The sequence below is a fragment of the Aureimonas sp. AU40 genome, from assembly GCF_001463785.1.
GTDB lineage: Bacteria > Pseudomonadota > Alphaproteobacteria > Rhizobiales > Rhizobiaceae > Aureimonas.
Map to the genome: position 1 here is coordinate 13,338 of NZ_BBWL01000030.1, position 19,742 is coordinate 33,079.

Here is a 19,742-nt window from a genome sequence, read left to right on the forward strand (position 1 = left end):
ACAAGCGCAACCCCGACTGGTTCCGGCCTTGCGGCGAACCGGCCGTTCAAGGGCTGATATCGGCCCTTTGGCGGGGGTTGTGCTGTTATGTCGCTGAGATTCCGGGCCGGAACGCGAGGCGGAAAAGTCTAGTGCGCCTCGTCCCAGTTCGCGGCCGCCCGGGCTTCGACCACGAGCGGCACGGCAAGATCCACCACCGGCTCAGCCGCCGCTTCCATCACGCGGCAGACGACCGGGATGGTCGCATCGACCTCCTCGTCCGGCACTTCGAAGACGAGTTCGTCATGCACTTGCAGCAGCATGCGGGCCGAAAGCCGCTCGGCGCGCAGCACGTCCTCCATGCGCACCATGGCGCGGCGGATGATGTCGGCCGCCGAGCCCTGGATCGGCGCGTTGATCGCCGCGCGCTCCACCGCCGCGCGGACCTGCGGATTGGAGGAGCGGATGTCGGGATAATGGGCGCGCCGGCCGAACAGCGTCTCGACATAGCCGGTTTCCTTGGCGAAGGCCTTCACCCGGTCCATGTAGTCCCGGATGCCCGGGAAGCGCTCGAAATAGCGCTTGATGTAGGAGGCCGCCTCGCCTTGCGGGATCGACAGCTGGGCGGCGAGGCCGAAGGCCGAGATGCCGTAGACAATGCCGAAATTGATGGCTTTCGCTCGGCGGCGCACGTCGGAGGGCATGCCCTCCACCGGCACGCCGAACATTTCCGACGCGGTGGTGGCGTGGATGTCCTGGCCCTGGCGGAAGGCCTCGGTGAGCTGGGGAATGTCGGCCATGTGGGCGAGCAGCCGAAGCTCGATCTGGCTGTAGTCGGCCGACAGCAGCTTGTGCCCGTCGGGCGCCACGAAGGCGGTGCGGATTTCGCGCCCTTCCTGGGTGCGCACGGGGATGTTCTGCAGGTTCGGCTCGGAGGAGGACAGGCGTCCCGTCGTCGTCGAGGCCATGGAATAGGACGTGTGGATACGGTCCGCCTCGTCCATGTAGGTCGGCAGCGCGTCGGTATAGGTGCCCTTCAGCTTGGTGATCTGGCGCCAGTCGACGATGCGGCGCGGCAGCTCGTGCCCCTGCGCGGCGAGGTCTTCCAAGAGACGCGCGTCCGTCGCCCATTGACCGGTCTTGGTCTTCTTGCCGCCGGGCAGGCCGAGCTTGCCGAACAGGACCTCACCCAGCTGCTTGGGGCTGCCGACATTGAAGGGCTCGCCGGCCAGGATGTGGATGTCGGCCTCCAGCCCCGCCGCCTTCTGCGCGAAGCGGCCCGACAGGCGCGAGAGGATCTGCCGGTCGGCGCGGATGCCGCGCTCCTCCATGCGGGCGAGCACGGGCACGAGCGGGCGCTCCAGCCGCTCGTAGACGGTGGTCATCCCTTCGGCGGCGAGGCGCGGCTTCAGGACGCGCCAGAGCCGCAGCGTCACGTCGGCATCCTCGGCGGCGTATTCCGTCACTTTGTCGATCGGGCAGGCGGCGATGGGCTTGGCGGACTTCCCCGAGCCGCAAAGCTCCTTGTAGGAGATCGGCTTGTGGCCGAGGAAGCGCTCGGACAACTCGTCCATGCCGTGCCCCTCGAGCGAGGACGAGGCGTCCAGGACGTAGGAGATCAGCATCGTGTCGTCCATCGGCGCAACGGCAATGCCGTGCCGGAGCATGACGAGGTAGTCGTATTTGGTGTTCTGGCCGATCTTCAGGATCGCGGGGTCGGTGAGAACGGGCTTCAGGAGATCGAGCACCCGGCCTAGCGGGATCTGCGCGCCGACGCTGGTCGCCGCATCGCCGCCCGAGAGAAGATCGCCGCTCCCCTCGCCCACATGGGCGATCGGCACATAGGCCGCCTCGCCCGGCGCCACCGCGAAGCTCAGGCCGACCAGTTCGGCGCGCATGGCGTCGAGCGCGGTGGTTTCCGTGTCGAAGGCGAGGACCCCGGTCTCGGTGGCGCGCGCGATCCAGGCCTGGAGGCGCGCTTCGTCGCGGATCGTCTCGTAGCGCGAGCGATCGACCGGCGTGGCGGATTCCTTCGCCAGACGCTCCGCCGCCAGCGCTGCCGGGGTGAAGGCCGGCGGCTCGTCCGCGCTGATCGCCGCCGCGGGCTCGCCACCGGCGTCGAGATCGGGGCCGCGCGGCGCGGCCGAGACTTTCACCGCAGCGGGCGCGATCTCGCTCGCCTCGGTGCCGAGCTTGGCGGCGACGCGCCGCGTCAGCGTGGTGAGCTCCATGGCCTTCAGGAAGGCCACCAGCTTCTCGCCGTCCGGCTCGTGGATGAAGAGATCGTCCAGCGGCACGTCGAGCGGCGTGTTCTGGTCGAGCGTCACGAGCTGCTTGGATAAGCGCGCCTGATCGGCATGGGCGAGGACGGTCTCGCGGCGCTTGGCCTGTTTGATCTCACCGGCGCGCTCCAGCAGCGCCTCCAGCGTGCCGAAGCTTTCCAGAAGCTCGGCCGCCGTCTTGGGACCGATGCCCGGCACGCCCGGCACGTTGTCCGACGTGTCGCCCACCAGCGCCTGAAGGTCGATCATCTTATCGGGATAGACGCCGAACTTGTCGCGCACCTCCTCACGGCCGAGACGCTTGTCCTTCATCTGGTCGTAGAGCACGACGCCGGGGCCGACGAGCTGCATCAGGTCCTTGTCGGACGAGACGATGGTGACGTCGCCGCCGGCCTCGACGGCGAGGCGCGTGTAGGTCGCGATCAGGTCGTCCGCTTCGAAGCCTTCCTTCTCGATGCAGGGCAGGTCGAAGGCGCGCACGGCATCGCGGATCACCGAGAACTGTGGGCGCAGATCCTCGGGCGGCGCCGGCCGGTTGGCCTTGTAGCCGTCGTAGAGCGCGTTGCGGAACGTGGTCGAGGAATGGTCGAAGATCACGGCGAAATGCGTGGGGCAAACGCCGACCGAGGTGTCGCGCGATTCCTCCACCAGCTTCCACAGCATGTTGCAGAAGCCCGAGACGGCGCCGATCGGCAGCCCGTCCGACTTGCGCGTCAGCGGCGGCAGCGCATGATAGGCCCGGAAGATGTAAGCCGAACCATCGACGAGGAAGAGGTGATCGCCCTTTTGCATGGCTAGGGTGGTATCGCGCGGCGTGGGCGCTGTCCATCGCGGAGAGGCCTCCCGCCCACGGTGCGAACGCTTGGCGCACCGCCGTTCGGCGCTCGAAAATCGCATCGCGGCAGTCGTGAAATCGCCCCGCCCGCACGGCCGAAACCAAGCCGAAATCCACGGCTTCCAAAGAATTACAAATGTTTAATTGGGGGATCACGGCTTCGTGATCTAACGGCCTTGAACGTAAAGGGGGGAAGGCGCATTTTATCAACAACGGCGCAAGAGCGCGCCGCTTTCGGCCTCAAAGCTCGTCCCCCGCTTTTGAGCCGAACGAAGAGCGGATCAGTCCCCACCCCCCTCTCGGGACCCCGCTCTACCAGAAGGAGCCGTCGCGACAACCCCCCTCCAGTCCGCGACGGCTCTTCTTCTTTTTGGGGCTCCCATGCTATCCACCTTGCCCATCCGATCATGATGTCCTGGATGGATTCGGGCATGGCATCGAGGAAGTGGTCCACGCCCCTTTACGTCATGGCGTTTAGCTGTCTGCTCGCCTTGTCCGGCGCGCTTTGGGATGGGCTGCACGACGGCGATTGGGCTTGGCGTCACTGGGTCACGCCGATCGGTCTCCTCGTGAGTTTCGCAATCATGTGCCGCCAAACCGCGCGATAGTCGCGCACCGCCAGCCGCCTTTCCCTTTGCGGCTCGCACGGCGAGAGGCTATGCCGTTTCGATCCGATGGCCGATGCGCCATCCCGATCAGCGGAGGGCCTCATGGCCGGTCTCGACAGCGTTCTGTCCTGCCTCGATCTCAACCTCGACCGCTCGGTGGATCGCCTGTTCGATCTCCTGCGCATTCCCTCGATCTCCACCGACCCGGCCTATGCCGCCGACTGCCGGCGCGCCGCCGAATGGCTGCAGAAGGATCTGGCCGCCATCGGCTTTGACGCCTCGGTGCGCGACACGGCGGGGCACCCGATGGTGGTGGCCCATCGCAAGGGCCCCGAGGGCGCGCCGCATGTCCTGTTCTACGGCCATTACGACGTGCAGCCGGTCGATCCTCTGGCGCTCTGGGACAACGATCCGTTCGCCCCCAGGCGCGTCGCCATGCCGGACGGCACGGAGCGCCTGACCGGGCGCGGCACGGCCGACGACAAGGGCCAGCTGATGACCTTCGTGGAGGCCTGCCGCGCCTTCATCGCCGAGACCGGCTCGCTGCCCGTGTCCGTCACCATCTTCCTGGAAGGCGAGGAGGAGTCCGGCTCGCCCTCGCTCCTGCCCTTCCTTGACAGCCATCGCGAGGAACTGTCGGCCGATGTCGCGCTGATCTGCGACACCAATATGTGGGACCGCGAGACGCCCGCGATCTCGACCGGACTGCGGGGCCTCGTCGGCGAGCAGCTGACGATCCGCGCCGCCTCCATGGACCTGCATTCCGGCTATTTCGGCGGCGCGGCGGCCAATCCGATCCATGTGCTCGCCAAAATCCTGGCCGACCTGCACGATGCCGACGGGCGCGTGACGCTGCCCGGTTTCTACGACGGCGTGCCCGAGCTTCCCGAGGAGGTCCGCGCCTCCTGGGCGACCCTGCCCTTCTCCGAGAAGGAGTTCCTTGGCTCGGTCGGCCTGTCCGTTCCCTCCGGCGAAAAGGGCCGCTCGGTTCTGGAGCAGACCTGGTCGCGGCCGACCGCCGAGGTCAACGGCATCGAGGGCGGCTACACCGGCAAGGGCTTCAAGACCGTGATCGCGGCCGAGGCCCATGCCAAGGTCTCGTTCCGCCTCGTCTTCGACCAGGACCCGGCCAAGGTGCGCGAGAGCTTCCGCGCCTTCGTGGCCGAGCGCCTGCCGGCCGACTGCACGGCCGAGTTCCACGAGCATGGCGGCTCGCCGGCGATCCAGCTTCCCTTCGATTCGCCGGTCCTGCGCACGGCGCGCGAGGCGCTCTCGGCGGAATGGCCTAAGCCCGCCGTGATGATCGGCATGGGCGGCTCGATCCCCGTGGTCGGCGAGTTCAAACGCCGGCTCGGCATGCCCTCGCTCCTGATCGGCTTTGGGCTGGGCGACGACCGCATCCATTCGCCCAACGAGAAATACGAGATGAGCTCCTTCGCCAAGGGCCAGCGCTCCTGGGCCCGGGTGCTGGCGGCGCTGGGCGAGAAGGGCGCGTGAGCGCCGAGCCCGTCGATCTCGCCGGCAAGCTCACAACGTTCGGGGAGCATTGGTCGCCCCGCGTCGTGGCAGGCTTCAACGGCCACGATGTGATGGTGGTGAAGGTTCAGGGCGAGTTCGTCTGGCATTCGCATCCCGAGACGGACGATTTCTTCCTCGTCCTCAAGGGGCGGCTGACCATTCGGATGCGTGAGGGCGACGTGACGCTGCTGCCGGGCCAGCTCTTTGTGGTTCCCAGGGGCGTCGAGCATTGCCCCGTGGCGGAGGAGGAGACCCATCTCCTCCTGATCGAGCCGGCGGGCACGCCCAACACGGGCGATCCCGAGACGGCGGCCGTGAAAGTCTCGATCTGAGGCCGGCGCGGGCGGCAGCACGAGCCGCCCGCTTTACCTCTCTCAGCCGAAGAACCGGGCGTAGTCCTCAGGCTTGAAGCCGACCAGAACCTCGTCGCCGCGCTGAAGCACCGGGCGCTTGATCATCGAGGGCTCGGCTTTCATCAGCGCCAGGGCCTTTTCGCGCGACAGGTCCGCCCGCTCCGCCTCCGGCACTTTGCGGAACGTCGTCCCGGCGCGGTTCAAGAGCTTTTCCCAGCCCACGGCCTCGCTCCAGCGGGCGAGCTGCTCGTGCGAGACGCCCTGTGTCTTGAAGTCGTGGAAGGCGTGCTCGACGCCCTGCCCTTCCAGCCAGAGCCGCGCCTTCTTCACCGTGTCGCAATTGCGGATGCCGTGCAGCGTGACGGTCATGCCTGTCCCTCTCAACAGGCGGAGCGTTTTCGAATCGTCGCCCCGCCGGCCTCAACGGGACCCGTTCTACTCGATCCGCGCGCCCGAGGCTTCGATCACCGGCTTCCAGCGGGCGACCTCGCTCTTCACATGCTCCGCCAGCGCCTCCGGCGTGCCGCCCACCATGCTGGCGCCGACCTCGGCCAGACGCTTGGAGACGACCGCGTCCTTCAAGGCCGCGTTGGCGGCCTCGTTGAGCTTGGCGACCACGTCCGGCGGCGTGCCGGCCGGCGCGAAGAGCGCGTTCCAGGTGTTGGTCTCGTAGCCGGGAACGCCAGCCTCCTCCATGGTCGGAATGTCGGGGAAGTTCGGCGCGCGGGTCTTGGTGGTGACGGCGAGCGCGCGCAGGGCGCCCGAGCGGATATGCTCGGTGGACGAGGGCAGATTGTCGAAATTGATCGGCACCGCGCCGGAAATCGCGTCCACCAGCGCCGGGCCGGAGCCCTGGTAGGGCACATGCACCATGTCCACTCCGGCCATGGACTTGAAGAGTTCGCCCGACAGGTGCAGCGGCGTCCCGTTGCCGGAGGAGGAATAGATCTCCTCGCCCGGCTTCTCCTTCAGCCGCGCGATCAGCTCCTTTACGTCCTTGGCGGGATAGTCCTTGTTGACGGTCAGGACATTGGGCACCGTCACCAGCCAGGCGATGGGCGCGAAGTCGGCCACGGGGTCGAAGGGCGGTTTGGCGTAGAGCGAGGCGACGAGCGCATGGGTCGCGATCGTGCCCATCAGGATCGTGTAGCCATCGGGCGCGGCCTTGGCGACGAAGCTGGCGCCCAGATTACCGCCCGCCCCGCCCTTGTTGTCCACCAGCACCTGCTGGCCGAGCTGCGTGCTCATGGCCTGCGCCACGGTGCGCGCCACGAGGTCGGTCGAGCCGCCGGGCGCGAAGGGCACGACCAGCGTCACCGGCTTGTCGGGAAAGCCCTGCGCCAATGCGGGCGCCGCGCCCGCCAACGTCAGGATGCAGGCGATGAGTCGACGTTTCTTCATGTTCCCTCCCGTTTGCCCGCTCCGGTCGGGGCGAGCCACGACCGGCCTTCGGCGGGGCGAGGCGCCTCCCGCCTTACCCCAGAGGAAGATGAACCCGGCGCGGGCAGAGGCATAGGCGCAAGGGCGCGCTGCACGAAAACGTTACATTCGTTTAATGTGTCTTCGGAGTAACGACCGCAGCGCAGAATCGGACGCGCACGACCGAACAGGTTGAATCCTCACCCGATCGGCCGACAATGGCAAAAAAGCGGCATCGTCCGCGCCAGGAGTTCTCCGATCGTGACCCAGCGTCTTGTGTCTTCCCTTTTCGTTCTCGGCCTCGGCCTCCTCTCGTCGGGTGCCTATGCCGCCGACTACGGGACGCCGGACACGACGGCCGTCGCGGTCGCCAACAATGCCGACCTCATCATCGAGCTGGGCGCCGGGGTTTCCACCCAGCCCGCCTATGAAGGCGCCAACGACTACATCGTCTCGGGCTTCCCGATCGTCTCGCTGCAATATCTCAGCATTCCCGGCCTGTTCGACATCGGCTCGCGCGACGTGACCAACGGCGGCTTCAAGATCGCCCCCTCGTTCCGCTTCATCGACAAGCGCAACGCGGCCGACTATCCCGAGCTGCGCGGCACCCGCGCGCTGGACGAGACCTACCAGCTCGGCCTTCGCGCCGGCTACGAGTTCCCGATCTACGACACGTTCAATGTCGAAGTGTATGGCGCGGCGCGCTACGCCTTCGGCGAGGCGGAAGGCTTCGTGGGCGAGGCGGGCGTCGACTTCATCTCGCGTCCGACCGCGCAGTGGGAGCTGAAGCTCGGCCCCACCACGAGCTTCGCCGACAGCGAATACATGAGCACCTACTTCTCCGTTACGCCGATCGAGAGCCTCGCTTCCTTCGGGCGCCTCGCCGCCTATGAGGCCGACAGCGGCTTCAAGACGGTCGGCGTGCGCGGCTCGGCGCGCTACGAGTTCCGCCCCGACTGGTTCGTCAACGTCAACGCCGCCTATGACCGCATGGTCGGCGACGCCAAGGATTCGCCGATCGTGAAGGTCGGCTCCGAGGACCAGTTCTACGCCGGCATTGGCCTCTCGCACCGCTTCACGCTCGACCTGTTCTAAGCCGAACCGAGCAACCAACCCCGACAGTTTCGCCGGCGCCCTTCCACCGAGGGGCGCCGGTTTCGTTTGGGACAGCCCGTCAGCCTTCGCGGTAGCGGCTGACCTCAACCAGATTGCCGTCGGGATCGCGGAAATAGACCGACTCCATCGGCCCGCGCGCGCCGTTGCGCGCGACCGGCCCCTCCTCGATCGCGACGCCGCAGGCGTGGAGATGCGCCACGATCTCCGCCATGGGCCGGCTCGTGACGAGGCAGAAGTCGCCGGCCCCCGGCGTCGGCCGCGCCGCCTTGGGCTCGAACGTGCGGTCGACCTCGTGGACATTGATCTTCTGCCGGCCGAACAGCAGCGCCGTCGGGCGTCTCGGCGCATCCTGGCGCCTGAAGCCGTGCGTTGGTAGAAGGCGCAGGTCGCTTCGAGCGAGGCGACGGTCAGCACGAAATGGTCGATGGCGTCGATCATGGGTGAGTCCATGGGTGAACGTTTCGCGACTCGATATAGGGCGATGGCCCGTCCAGGCGGACAGGCCCGCAGCCGAAACGGGAACCTCGATCGCGCACGATGATTCCAAAAGAAGAGAATCCAATCGGAGACCTTCTCATGGCATTCGTCGAAACCAAGGACGGCACGCGGATCTTCACCAAGGATTGGGGCCAGGGCCGGCCGATCGTCCTGATCCATGGTTGGCCGCTCAATGCCGACATGTGGGACTACACGGCCAACGAACTCGTGGAGCGCGGCTTTCGCGTCGTGTCCTACGACCGGCGCGGCTTCGGCCGGTCCGACCAGCCGGGCTCGGGCTATGATTACGACACGTTCAGCGACGATCTGGCGGCGGTGATCGACAAGCTCGCGCTCACCGACGCGGTGCTCGTCGGCTTTTCCATGGGCGGCGGCGAAGTGGCCCGCTACATGTCGCGCCATGGCGGCAAGGGCGTATCGAAGGCCGTCTTGGTTTCGGCCGTGCCTCCCTATCTCCTGAAGGACGACAGCAACCCGGACGGCGTCGACCGCTCCGTGTTCGACGGCTTCATCGAGAAGCTGAAGGCCGACCGGCCGAACTTTCTGGCGACCTTCGGCAAGCAGTTCTACGGCGCTGGCCTTCTCAACTTCTCGATCTCGTCCGAATACCTGCAATACACGAGCCAGATGGCGCTCCAGGCGGGCCTTCGCGGCACGCTGGCCTGCGTGCGCGCCTTCAGCGAGACCGACTTCCGCCCCGACCTGCCGCAGTTCCGCGTGCCGACCCTCGTGATCCATGGTTCCGCCGACGAGACCGTGCCCTTCGAAGTGTCGGGCGAGAAGGCCGCGCAGCAGATCCCCGGCGCCGAACTCAAGCTCTACGAGGGCGCGCCGCACGGGCTGCATTTCACCGAACAGGATCGTCTGGTGAAGGATCTGGCGGACTTCGCCCGCGCCTGAAGCACCATCGTCTTTGATCCGATGCCGCGCCGGCGCCTCCCCCGAGGCGTCGGCGTTTTTGCGCCGGCCGCTCCGCCGCGCACTTGTTTACGCCCTGGCAGTCTTCCTTAACGCCCCGTTAAATCGCCGCATTTAGGCTGGATGCGATCGACTGGACCGTGGGGCGTGCCCTCCAGCCTACGCCCGGACGCGCGGGGGTTCAGACGGGGTTCAGGCGTTTCGTGCCATTGCAAGGTCGGCTGACCTCGCGCATGGGACGCACCATGCCGCTTATTAAGCGCGACGGATTCGAAACAAGAGGGGTGCGGATGGCGGCCTGGCGCAAGAACGAACGGATCGAGCCGACCTTCGGCGGCCATGCCGAACCGGACGAGAGCGAGATCCGCGTGTCCGCCGACGACCGCGCCGTGATGGCCGCCAACGATCGCCGTTCGGGCGGCCGAAGCGCGCCGCGCGAGATCGAAGGGCGCGCCGCGCGCCGCGACAGCAATTCGAGGGATCTGGGCAGCGGCGGGCGCGGCGGTGGAAGCGGCAATGGCGGCGGCTCGGGTCGGGGCGGCAAGGGCGGCGGCGGGGCCGGCGGATTCTTCGGACGCCCGCGCAAGCGCCGCTCGTTTCTCGGCCATGTGGTTCGCCTGTGCTTCCTCCTCGCCTTCTGGGGCGGGCTCGCCGGACTGGCCCTGATCGGCTATTTCGCGATCAAGTTGCCGCAGGAAGCCTGGGCCATTCCCGACCGGCCGCCCAACGTCAAGATCGTCTCGGTCTCGGGCGAGCTTCTGGCCGACCGGGGCACCACCGGCGGCGAGGCGGTCTCGCTGGATCGCATGAGCCCCTACATGCCGCAGGCCGTGATGGCGATCGAGGACCGGCGCTTCTATTCGCATTACGGCGTCGATCCGATCGGCATCCTGCGCGCCTTTTCGCAGAACATGGCGGCGGGCGACACGGTGCAGGGCGGCTCGACCCTGACCCAGCAGCTTGCCAAGAACATCTTCCTGACGCCCGACCAGACCCTGCAGCGCAAGGTGCAGGAGGCGATCCTGGCGCTTTGGCTGGAGCACAAGTTCACCAAGGACCAGATCCTGGAAATGTACCTGAACCGGGTCTATTTCGGCTCGGGTGCGACCGGCATTCAGGCCGCGGCGCGGCGCTACTACGACAAGAATGCCGACGAGCTGACGCTCATCGAATCCGCCACGATCGCCGGCCTCCTCAAGGCGCCCTCGCGCCTTTCGCCGGTGCGCGACCCGCAGGCCGCGCGCGCGCGCGCCGAGGTCGTGCTGCAGGCCATGCTGGAAGAGGGCATGATCACCAAGGCCGAGGCGGACGCGGCCAAGGCCGCCAAGCCCACCAAGGCCAAGAGCTTCTGGACCGGCGCGCAGCATTATGCCGCCGACATGGTGATGCGCGATCTGCCGCTGCTCGTCGGCGGCGAGATCAAGGAGGACGTCGTGGTGCAGACCACGATCGACCTCAATCTGGAGAAGAAGGCCGAGCAGGCGATCTCCAAGACGATCGACCGCGCCAACCAGAACGTGACGCAAGGCGCGCTCGTCTCGGTGGACGGCACGGGCGCGATCCGCGCCATCGTCGGCGGGCGGGACTACGCCACCTCGCAGTTCAACCGCGCCGTGGACGCCAAGCGCCAGCCGGGCTCGGCCTTCAAGCCCTTCGTCTACGAGACGGCGCTGGAGCACGGCTACCGGCCGGAATCGGTGGTGAACGACGCGCCGGTGCGCATCGGCAACTGGACGCCCGCCAATTACGACAACAAGTTCCGGGGCGAGGTGAGCGTCGCCGACGCGGTGGCGAAATCGCTGAACACGATCGCCGCCAAGCTCACCGCCGAGCTGGGGCCGCAGACCGTGATCGCCACCGCCAAGCGCATGGGCATCCAGTCGCCGCTGGTGGACAACGCTTCGCTGGCGCTCGGCACGTCGGAAGTCTCGCTTCTGGAGCTGACGGGCGCCTACGCCCCCTTCGCCAACGGTGGCTATCAGGCGACGCCGCATCTGGTGAACCGCGTTACCACCGCATCGGGCAAGGTGCTCTACGAGCGCGACGACGCCGTGCCGCCGGTGATCGTGGGCCAGGACGTGGTGGGCATGATGAACGCCATGCTGACCCGCGTCGTCACCTCCGGCACGGGGCGCCGGGCCTCCTTCCCCGAATGGCAGATCGCCGGCAAGAGCGGCACGACGCAGGACTTCAAGGACGCTTGGTTCGTCGGCTACACGTCGAACCTCACCACCGGCGTCTGGCTCGGCAACGACAACGGCAAGCCGATGCGCCAGGTGACGGGCGGCTCGCTGCCGGCCGACGCCTGGAAGGAATTCATGGTGGCCGCCCACGAGGGCCTGCCCGCCGTGCCGCTTCCGGGCAACTACCGGATCGGCGACCCCGCCAACATTCCGATGGCCGGCGCCCCGGCTGGAGCGATCATCGGCTACGACGCCGGAGGCAACCCGGTCTACGAGAACACCGAACTGCCGGCCGGCAACACCGACCCTTATGGCCAGACCGTGCCGGGTGAGCCCGTGGCCGCCGCGCCGCCGCAGCCCGACCCGGCGACGGCGCCGACCTCCGAGGGCACCTATACGGATGCGCCGGTGGCCGCGCGCGAGCCGACGCCGGCGGTGCGCGACATGCCGCGCTACCGCGAAACGCCGAACTACCGTCAGATGCCGAACGATCACCAGAACCGGGAGCAGGCGCGCGGCCAGCCGCGTAGCCAACAGCCCGAGCAGGACCTCGGCCAGGGCCTCGGCGGCGAGGATCGCGGCTATGCCAGCCGCCAACCGCCCGAGCCGATGCGGCCCGACCCTTATGGGCGGGATGCCTATGGCGGGCCTCCCGTTGGTCCGGACCCTTACGACGACCCTTACGGCGATCCCTATGGCGACGGAAACTATGGCGGTCCGCCGCCCGAGTATGGCGAGCCCGCCCATATGCGCCCGCCCGCCCCGATCGGCCCGGCGCGCACCGTGCGGCGCGGCGACCTGCCGCCGGACGCGGTGCTGGAAGGCCCGGCGCGCGTCGTGCGTCCGCAGGATTTGCCGCCCGACGCCGTGCTCGAAGGGCCGGCTCCGGGCGGGCGACCGGGCGACCGCTCGCTGTTCCGCGATCTCTTCGGCCAGTGACGCGCCGGCGCCGCACAGGCGCCGGGAGACCATGAGCCGAAAAGGCCACGAGGAACGCTCCTCGCGGCCTTTTCGTTTTCTTGAGGTCCTGCGAAGCGAGACCGCGCCCACCGGGCCGAAGCATTCGGCTTCAGGTCGTCGGCGCCAAGAAGCCGGCGGGGGAGCGGGATGGCCTCGCGGCGGCGTGATGGCGTGTCTTGCGCGCCCGAAAGCCCGTTCATATATAGCCCGCAGCACTGCCGGACGGGCCGCCATCGGTTCGGCCCGGCGAGGAGTCCAATCCGCTTAGGTGCCGCCTTTCGGAATGCCTCGATCGAGGGTCCGGGCGGCGCGCTCAACAAGGAGAGATGAATATGGCGAAGGTGATCGGTATCGACCTTGGCACGACCAATTCCTGCGTCGCCGTCATGGACGGCAAGACCGCGAAGGTGATCGAGAACGCCGAAGGCGCCCGCACGACACCCTCGATCGTCGCCTTCACGACCGATGGCGAGCGCCTGGTCGGCCAGCCGGCCAAGCGTCAGGCCGTCACCAATCCCGAGAACACGCTGTTCGCGGTGAAGCGCCTGATCGGCCGTCGCTACGAAGACCCGACTGTGACGAAGGACAAGGCCCTCGTCCCCTACAAGATCGTCAACGCCTCCAACGGCGACGCCTGGGTCGAGGCGCATGGCGACAAGTATTCGCCCTCGCAGATCTCGGCCATGATCCTTCAGAAGATGAAGGAAACGGCGGAAGCCTATCTCGGCGAGAAGGTCGAGAAGGCCGTCATCACGGTTCCCGCCTACTTCAACGACGCCCAGCGTCAGGCCACCAAGGACGCCGGCAAGATCGCGGGCCTGGAAGTCCTGCGCATCATCAACGAGCCGACGGCGGCGGCCCTCGCCTACGGTCTCGAGAAGAACGACGGCAAGACGATCGCGGTCTATGACCTTGGCGGCGGCACGTTCGACGTGTCCGTGCTCGAGATCGGCGACGGCGTGTTCGAGGTGAAGTCCACGAACGGCGACACGTTCCTGGGCGGCGAAGACTTCGACATGCGCCTCGTCGACTATCTCGCCGGCGAGTTCAAGAAGGACCAGGGCATCGACCTGAAGAACGACAAGCTCGCTCTTCAGCGCCTGAAGGAAGCGGCCGAAAAGGCCAAGATCGAGCTGTCCTCGGCCTCGCAGACCGAGATCAACCTGCCCTTCATCACCGCCGACGCGACGGGCCCCAAGCACCTGACGCTGAAGCTCACGCGCTCGAAGTTCGAAGCGCTGGTGGACGATCTCGTGCAGCGCACGGTCGGCCCGATGAAGGCCGCCCTCAAGGATGCGGGCCTGACGCCGAATGACATCGACGAGGTCGTTCTCGTCGGCGGCATGACGCGCATGCCCAAGGTCCAGGAAGTCGTGAAGGGCTTCTTCGGTAAGGAGCCACACAAGGGCGTGAACCCGGACGAGGTCGTCGCCATGGGCGCCGCGATCCAGGCCGGCGTGCTCCAGGGCGACGTGAAGGACGTTCTGCTTCTCGACGTGACCCCGCTTTCGCTGGGCATCGAGACGCTGGGCGGCGTGTTCACCCGCCTCATCGACCGCAACACGACGATCCCGACCAAGAAGAGCCAGGTCTTCTCGACCGCCGAGGACAGCCAGAACGCCGTGACCATTCAGGTTTACCAGGGCGAGCGCGAGATGGCGGCCGACAATAAGTCGCTCGGCCGGTTCAACCTCGAGGGCATTCCGCCCGCGCCGCGCGGCGTGCCGCAGATCGAGGTGACCTTCGACATCGACGCCAACGGCATCGTCAATGTCTCGGCCAAGGACAAGGGCACCAACAAAGAGCAGCGTATCACCATCCAGGCGTCGGGCGGCCTTTCGGACGCCGACATCGAGAAGATGGTGAAGGAAGCCGAAGCCAATGCCGACGTCGACAAGCGTCGTCGCGCCGGCGTCGAAGCCAAGAACCATGGCGAGAGCCTCGTCCACTCGGCCGAGAAGTCGCTGAAGGACTATGGCGACAAGGTCTCGGCAGCCGATCGTCAGGCCATCGAGGACGCGATCACCGCGCTCCGCGCCGAGCTCGACCAGCCGGAAGCCGATGCCGACGCGATCAAGGCCAAGAGCGAGAAGCTCGGCGAGGTCTCGATGAAGCTCGGTCAGGCCATGTACGAGGCGAGCCAGGGCGAGGCCGATGCGACGGGCGCCTCCACCGGCGCCCCTTCGGGCTCGAAGGACGAGCGCGACGACGTGGTGGACGCCGACTTCGAGGAAGTTCAGGATGATGGCCGCAAGAAGTCGGCCTGATCCAGCCCCAGCGCTCCGCGCATGAGACTCAAGCGGCTCCGGTTCGAAAGAACCGGGGCCGTTTTCGTTGAAGGCTTGGCTCGTCTTTAAGGTTAACCAGAGATGAAGAGGCGGCTGGGATACTTCCTCTATCCTTTTGCCGTATATTCACGGCTCAGTGACCGGGGAAAGCCACTCCGGAAAGGGCGAGCCGATGTATTTCCGCATTTTCGATTGCTGGCGTTTCGCGGCCGCCCTTCTGGTGATGACCTATCATTTCCTGTATTTCGCGCCCGGCGCGGCGGCCTACACGGAAACCGAGTATCTGCACCGGCTGCTGCCTTTGCTCGACATGTTCTTCATGATCTCGGGCTTCGTCATCATGGCCCGCTACCATGACAAGGTGGGCTCGCTGCCCGCCTATGCCGGCTTCCTGCGCCGGCGCATCGCGCGCCTTTATCCCCTGCATCTCCTGACGCTCGGCTTCTTCGTCTGCGTGGCGCTGGCGGGGTCGGCCGGGCTCGTCACGCTGGCCCAGCCGGAGCGCTGGCGCTACAGCGACATCCCGCTCCAGCTCCTCGGCATCCATGCCTGGGGCACGACGAGCGAACTCGCCTTCAACTACCCGTCCTGGTCGGTCAGCGCGGAAATCTTCTGTTATCTCCTGTTTCCGCTGGTGCCCTTCATCGCGCGGCGGATCGGCGCTCGGGGGCTGGCGCTCGTTCTTCTCGCCTATGTTGCCTGCTTGGAAGGTCTCAGCCGCGCCGGGGCTTTTCCGAGCGGCCACTGGACCGACGCCGACACGCTCGGCGCCTATCGCGCCCTTGCCGATTTCCTGGCGGGCGGCCTTGCCGCGCTGCTCGTCTCGCGCCGCGCGATCAACGTGACCTCGCACGCGCCGGGGCTTCTCAGCCTTGCGCTGGCGATCGGCTGCATGCTGACGCAGACCGACGTCTACGCGACGCTGGTCTTTCTGTTCGGAGCCATCCTCTTGATCGGCCTGTCGGAAAGCGCCCGGCCGAACTCGACGCGCTTTCTCGATCCGATCATGCCGCTGACCCGGGTGTCCTTCGGGATCTATCTCTGGCACCCCGTCATGGAAACGCTGTTCCTCTCGATCCTTTGGAAGCGCGTCGTGGCGCCCACCGGCTGGATCGACTTTCACGTTTATCTCCTCCTGCCCATGCTCGCGAGCGTTCTGGTCGCCTATGCCTGGCAGTATTCGCTGGAGGAACGGTTCGCCGGGTTTCTGGCCGGCACGCAGCGCGCCAAGCGCGCCGCGCCGGGACGGCTCGTGAAGGCCTGAGCAGACACGCGAACGAGGCGGCGTCTTTCGTCGGGCTTAAGCCCTTGCGCGCGAGTTTCTTTTCACGCACCCCTCGCCTATGGTAACGGGTTTCCACAGCCCTTACATGCGAAGGTGCGCCCTTATGGCGCGCGCCGGGATCGGCTTGTCCTGTTCTCTCCGACAGGGCCGGTCTCCCGCCTTCCATCCGATGCGAGAACGGTGAAGCAGTGTCCGTGAAGGTCGATTACTACGAAACGCTCGGCGTCGTGAAAACCTGCGACGACAAGACCCTTAAGGCGGCGTTCCGCAAGCTCGCCATGCAGTACCACCCCGACAAGAACCCCGGCGACCCCGTCGCCGAGACGAAGTTCAAGGAGATCGGGGAGGCCTACGAGGTCCTGAAGGACCCGCAGAAGCGTTCAGCCTACGATCGCTACGGCCATTCCGCCTTCCAGAACGGCGGCGGCGGGGCCGGGTTCCGTGGCGACTTCTCCTCCTCCATGGCCGACATCTTCGACGACATCTTCGGCGAGATGATGGGCGGGCGCGGCCAGACCCGGCGCCAGGGCGGATCGGGCGGGCGCGAGCGCGGCTCGGACCTGCGCTACAACATGGAGATCTCGCTGGAGGAGGCCTATCTCGGCAAGACCGCCGAGATCAGCGTTCCCACCACGATCCAGTGCGACGTGTGCAATGGCTCGGGCGCTAAGACCGGCACCGCGCCGCGCACCTGCCCGACCTGCGGCGGCATCGGCCGCGTGCGCGCGGCGCAGGGCTTCTTCTCCATCGAGCGCACCTGCCCGACCTGCCAGGGACGCGGTGAGATCATCGCCGATCCCTGCTCCAAATGCGGCGGCGAAGGCCGCCTGCCCGAAGAGCGCAACCTTTCGGTCAACATCCCGGCCGGCATCGAGGACGGCACGCGCATTCGCCTCGCCGGCGAGGGCGAGGCCGGGCTTCGCGGCGGCCCGTCCGGCGATCTCTACATCTTCCTGTCGGTGAAGCCGCACGAGTTCTTCCAGCGCGACGGGGCCGACCTGTTCTGCAAGGTGCCGATCTCGATGACCACGGCCGCGCTCGGCGGCTCCTTCGAGGTGACGACGCTCGACGGCGCCAAGACGCGCGTCAAGGTTCCCGAGGGCACGCAGTTCGGCAAGCAGTTCCGCGTCAAGGGCAAAGGCATGCCGGTGCTGCGCTCGGCGCAGATGGGCGATCTCTTCATCCAGATCTCCATCGAGACGCCGCAGAGCCTGTCGCGCCGCCAGCGCGAGCTTCTGCAGGAGTTCGAGGATATTTCCTCGTCCGAGAATTCGCCGCAATCGACAGGCTTCTTCTCCCGCATGAAGGAATTCTTCGAGGGCTTGAGCGACTGACGCTCTAGGGGGTCGATCGAGCGGAGCCAAGCGGCTGATCCGGCCGCGCGGCTCCTTGAGCGCGCCGGGCGGGCTGAGAGTCCGGCGCGCGCCGGCCGGATCGAAGCCCCCAAGAGGAGATCCGAGCCTGACCGTGCCCCTGCCCAAACCCCAGGCCAGCAAATCGAAGACCGCGAGCCCCGAAGCGCATTTCCTGCGCGAATGGCTGCGCCGTCCGCTGAAGGTCGGCGCCGTTTCGCCCTCCTCCCGCGCGCTGGCCGATCGCATGGCCTCCTTCGTCATGCTGCCGGGGGAGAACGGGGTGGTTGTGGAGCTGGGGCCGGGCACCGGCGTCGTCACCCGCGCGCTGCTGGCGCACGGGGTCGAGGCCGATCGTCTGGCCTGCCTGGAATATGCGCCGGAATTCTGCGCGCTTCTCAAGGCGCTGTTTCCCGCGGTCCACGTGATGCGCGGCGACGCCTATCGGCCGGGGGCTGATCTCGACGCCTGGCTGGACGGGCGCCCGCTTGCCGCCGTCGTCTCCAGCCTGCCCCTCATGGCGCGGCCGGAGGAGGAGCGAACAGTCGCGCTGCGCGGCTGGCTCGACCGCCTGCCCGTCGGCGCACCCTTCGTGCAGTTCACCTATTCCCCCGCCCTGCCCGTGCGCCCGGAGCGGGTCGACGCGCGCGTCGAGATCAGCCCCTGGGTAAAGCTCAACATTCCGCCGGCCCGCGTCGTCGTCTATCGGCGGGGCTGCCCGGCGCTGGCAGGCGTCATCGGTTAAAAAACATTTCCTTCGCATTTGCGTCATCACGCTTGTCTCATTCCGGCAGTATGACAGTTTCGCCCAAGCGATTCGACCGTTGGAGGAAGCGTGATGGAACGCCGCAGTGAAGCCGAGACGATGAACCGAAGCGAACGCGGAGCCGACTTGGCGCGCTTCTTCGGAACCTGGATTCGCCATCCCATCAAGATGGGCGCCGTCGCGCCCTCCTCGCCGCGCTACTGCGCCACGATGGTGGGTGCTTCGAGCACGCAGATCGACGGACCGATCCTGGAACTCGGGCCGGGCCTCGGCGTCGTCACCCGCGCGCTCTTGAACGCCGGCGTCGAGAGCCGACGCATCACCTCGATCGAATACGACCGCGAGTTCGCCTCGACGCTGCGCGAGCGTTTTCCTGGCGTCAACGTCATCCACGGCGACGGGTTCGACCTCGACGCGACCCTGGGCGACGGCGGCGAAACGCAGTTCGCCGCGATCCTCTTCGCCATTCCGATCGTCCACATGGAGCAGGCCGAGCGGCAGGCGCTGTTCTCGCGCTATTTCCGCCGTCTCCTGCCGGGCGGCAACCTCACCCAGCTCTCCTATCTTTGGAAGCCGCCGGTGAAATCCGTGGCGGGCGTGTTCGACGTGTCCTCCACGCCGATCGTTTGGGACAACATACCGCCGGCGCGCGTCTGGATCTATTCGCAGACGCAGCCGACCCATCTCGCCGGCGCGGTTCATTGATCCCACGTCTTCTCGTCCTTTCCGGCTCGCCCCTCCCCGAAACGCCGGAGTCGCGCCTCGCGGCGGAGGCGGCCCGCCTTCTGGCCGCGAGCGACGTGTCGCTGGCGGCGGCGAGCCTGTCGGACTATCCGCTGCCGCTTTTCGAGGGGGCGGCCGAGGCTTTGCCGCAGAACGCCTGGCTTCTGGCGCAGCGCCTCGCCCTGCAGGACGGGCTGCTCGTCGTCAGCGGCGAGCACAATGGCGGAATGCCGGCGGCCCTGAAGAACGCGATCGACTGGATCGCCTTTGCCGCCTCGCGCGAGAACCGGCCGCTCAGCGCCTTTCCACGCCTCGTCGTGGCGCTGGCGGCGGCGACGCCCGAGCCGGAGGGCGGGCGCGCCGCCCTTGGCCAGCTTCGCGCCGTGCTGTCGCATCTCGGCTGCGAGGTGATGACGGCGGAGTTCCACCTCTCGCGAAGCCGCGAGGCGCTGGACGCCAACGGCACCCTGGCGCACCAGGAAGACCGCGAGCGCCTCACCGATTTTCTCGACCGCGTGCTAGATCATACCGGCGCCCTCAGCCGAAAAGCCTGACGGACGAGGTCACTCGCTTGCCGCGAACCTGGATGCTCAGAGAACGCGAAGGCACACGGTCCGGCATTCGAGGCGATGGAGGTGGGGAACGGGGTCGGCGCGGCC

At 67.2% G+C, this 19,742-nt stretch carries 15 protein-coding genes; 11 read left to right on the forward strand and 4 right to left on the reverse strand.

Translation table 11 applies throughout. The annotated features are described in order from the left end of the window. Positions 1–128: 128 nt before the first annotated feature. Positions 129–3,053: a DNA polymerase I gene (polA, locus tag AUL32_RS09950; RefSeq protein ID WP_062114340.1), complete on the reverse strand. Its 2,925-nt coding sequence runs from the start codon at positions 3,051–3,053 to the stop codon at positions 129–131. Positions 3,054–3,806: 753 nt separating this feature from the next. On the opposite strand from polA, the gene AUL32_RS09960 reads away from it, so the two are divergent. Both AUL32_RS09960 and AUL32_RS09965 read left to right on the forward strand, forming a co-directional pair. Next, positions 3,807–5,201, forward strand: a complete 1,395-nt coding sequence (locus AUL32_RS09960) for a dipeptidase (RefSeq protein ID WP_062114343.1) — start codon at positions 3,807–3,809, stop codon at positions 5,199–5,201. Next, positions 5,198–5,554, forward strand: coding sequence for a cupin domain-containing protein (locus AUL32_RS09965; RefSeq protein WP_061972699.1), 357 nt, complete (start codon positions 5,198–5,200; stop codon positions 5,552–5,554). Before AUL32_RS09960 ends, AUL32_RS09965 begins: the two co-directional genes overlap by 4 nt. A 42-nt stretch (positions 5,555–5,596) precedes the next feature. Here the strand turns inward: AUL32_RS09965 and AUL32_RS09970 are convergent, their stop codons facing one another. Continuing rightward, entirely contained in the window at positions 5,597–5,944 is a 348-nt protein-coding gene (locus AUL32_RS09970) for an ArsC family reductase (RefSeq protein ID WP_062114346.1), read from the reverse strand. A gap of 66 nt (positions 5,945–6,010) precedes the next feature. After that, on the reverse strand, positions 6,011–6,976 hold the full coding sequence (locus AUL32_RS09975; protein WP_062114349.1) for a Bug family tripartite tricarboxylate transporter substrate binding protein: 966 nt from the start codon (positions 6,974–6,976) through the stop codon (positions 6,011–6,013). Positions 6,977–7,255: 279 nt separating this feature from the next. On the opposite strand from AUL32_RS09975, the gene AUL32_RS09980 reads away from it, so the two are divergent. After that, positions 7,256–8,089: a MipA/OmpV family protein gene (locus AUL32_RS09980; RefSeq protein WP_061972704.1), complete on the forward strand. Its 834-nt coding sequence runs from the start codon at positions 7,256–7,258 to the stop codon at positions 8,087–8,089. A 79-nt stretch (positions 8,090–8,168) separates the two neighbouring features. On the opposite strand, the gene AUL32_RS09985 is transcribed toward AUL32_RS09980, so the two are convergent. Further along, positions 8,169–8,672, reverse strand: coding sequence for a hypothetical protein (locus tag AUL32_RS09985; protein ID WP_374700942.1), 504 nt, complete (start codon positions 8,670–8,672; stop codon positions 8,169–8,171). A gap of 14 nt (positions 8,673–8,686) precedes the next feature. Between AUL32_RS09985 and AUL32_RS09990 the strand changes: the two genes are divergently transcribed. The 8 genes from AUL32_RS09990 to AUL32_RS10025 all read left to right on the forward strand — a co-directional run bounded on the left by AUL32_RS09990 (position 8,687) and on the right by AUL32_RS10025 (position 19,637). Then, positions 8,687–9,508 (forward strand): alpha/beta fold hydrolase, encoded by an 822-nt coding sequence (locus AUL32_RS09990; protein ID WP_062114352.1) that lies wholly within the window; start codon positions 8,687–8,689, stop codon positions 9,506–9,508. Between the two features lie 308 nt (positions 9,509–9,816). Then, positions 9,817–12,648, forward strand: coding sequence for a PBP1A family penicillin-binding protein (locus AUL32_RS09995; RefSeq protein WP_062114355.1), 2,832 nt, complete (start codon positions 9,817–9,819; stop codon positions 12,646–12,648). Between the two features lie 353 nt (positions 12,649–13,001). Then, the gene (dnaK, locus tag AUL32_RS10000) at positions 13,002–14,936 is read left to right on the forward strand and encodes a molecular chaperone DnaK (RefSeq protein WP_061972708.1); all 1,935 of its coding nucleotides are present in this window, start codon (positions 13,002–13,004) and stop codon (positions 14,934–14,936) included. Positions 14,937–15,129: 193 nt separating this feature from the next. After that, entirely contained in the window at positions 15,130–16,221 is a 1,092-nt protein-coding gene (locus AUL32_RS10005) for an acyltransferase family protein (protein ID WP_062114358.1), read from the forward strand. Positions 16,222–16,436: 215 nt separating this feature from the next. Then, positions 16,437–17,576 (forward strand): molecular chaperone DnaJ, encoded by a 1,140-nt coding sequence (gene dnaJ / locus AUL32_RS10010; RefSeq protein WP_061977476.1) that lies wholly within the window; start codon positions 16,437–16,439, stop codon positions 17,574–17,576. A 133-nt stretch (positions 17,577–17,709) separates the two neighbouring features. Beyond that, positions 17,710–18,339: a class I SAM-dependent methyltransferase gene (locus AUL32_RS10015; protein ID WP_244497775.1), complete on the forward strand. Its 630-nt coding sequence runs from the start codon at positions 17,710–17,712 to the stop codon at positions 18,337–18,339. Between the two features lie 93 nt (positions 18,340–18,432). After that, positions 18,433–19,065 (forward strand): class I SAM-dependent methyltransferase, encoded by a 633-nt coding sequence (locus AUL32_RS10020; protein ID WP_061972712.1) that lies wholly within the window; start codon positions 18,433–18,435, stop codon positions 19,063–19,065. Then, positions 19,062–19,637, forward strand: a complete 576-nt coding sequence (locus AUL32_RS10025; RefSeq protein ID WP_061972713.1) for an NADPH-dependent FMN reductase — start codon at positions 19,062–19,064, stop codon at positions 19,635–19,637. The genes AUL32_RS10020 and AUL32_RS10025 overlap by 4 nt, the downstream gene beginning before the upstream one ends. The last annotated feature ends 105 nt before the right edge of the window (positions 19,638–19,742 follow it).